At 70.7% G+C, this 1,242-nt stretch carries 1 protein-coding gene; it reads right to left on the bottom strand.

The window, feature by feature from the left end; translation table 11 throughout:
• A partial coding sequence (locus LCE31_RS39695; RefSeq protein WP_225023152.1) for a beta-ketoacyl synthase N-terminal-like domain-containing protein occupies window positions 1-1,242 on the bottom strand: 1,242 nt, incomplete at both ends.

Below are 1,242 nucleotides of genomic sequence, written 5' to 3'. Positions count from 1 at the left end.
CACGATCAACCACCAACGAATACGCAACATCCACCAACGCCACATCCGGCCGCCCCACCACAAACGACCGCAAACGAGCAGCCTGACCACACAACGACCCCGACCCACGACCCGACAACACAAACGGCAACACCGGCGACGCCTCTGCGGCAGCTGTCGGCGTCGGCCGGGGGTCGGCCGTTGCCGGCTCATGCGACGGCTGCTGCAGGATGACGTGTGCGTTCGTCCCGCTGATGCCGAACGAGGACACTCCGGCTCGCCGAGGCCGGCCGGTGTCCGGCCATTCCCGTGCCCGGGTCAGCAGCGCCACCCCGCCGGAGGACCAGTCAACCTCGGTCGTGGGGTTCTCGGCGAACAGCGTCCTGGGCAGAGACCGGTGCTGAAGTGCCATCACCATTTTGATGACCCCGGCGACGCCTGCCGCCGCCTGCGGGTGTCCGATGTTCGCCTTCACCGATCCGAGCCACAGGGGCGAGTCGTCGGTGTGCTCCCGCCCGTAGGTCGCCAGCAGTGCCTGTGCTTCGATGGGGTCTCCGAGCCGGGTGCCCGTGCCGTGCCCTTCCACCACGTCGACATCGGCGGCCGTCAGCCCCGCGTTGGCCAGCGCCTGCCGGATCACCCGCTGCTGCGACGGTCCGTTCGGGGCCGTCAGTCCGTTCGAGGCCCCGTCCTGGTTCACGGCCGAGCCCGCGAGCAGCGCGAGCACCCGGTGCCCGTTGCGCCGCGCGTCGGACAACCGCTCCAACACCACCAGGCCGACGCCTTCGGACCACCCGGTGCCGTCCGCGCCGGCGCTGAACGACCGGCACCGGCCGTCCGGAGACAGTCCACGCTGCCGCGCGAACTCCGTGAGGATCATCGGAGTGCCCATGACCGCGACGCCGCCGGCCAGTGCGAGCGAGCAGTCACCCGACCGCAGTGCCTGGGCCGCCAGGTGCAGTGCCACCAGCGATGACGAGCAGGCCGTGTCGACCGTTGTCGCGGGTCCCTCGAACCCGAACTGGTACGCGATGCGTCCGGACAGGACGCCGGGCGTGGTACCGGTGAGCAGGTATCCGCCCGCGTCCGTTCCCACCGCACCGTATCCGTGCGGTGTCGCGCCCACCACCACGCCGGTGCGGCTGCCGCGCAGTGAGTCGGCGTCGATGCCCGCGCGCTCGAACGCCTCCCAGGCCACCTCCAGCAACAACCGCTGCTGCGGGTCCATCGCCGTCGCCTCACGCGGCGAGATCCCGAAGAACC

The organism is Streptomyces sp. 8L, from assembly GCF_020176795.1.
Lineage (GTDB): Bacteria > Actinomycetota > Actinomycetes > Streptomycetales > Streptomycetaceae > Streptomyces.
This window is presented reverse-complemented; position numbering and strand designations above follow the sequence as displayed.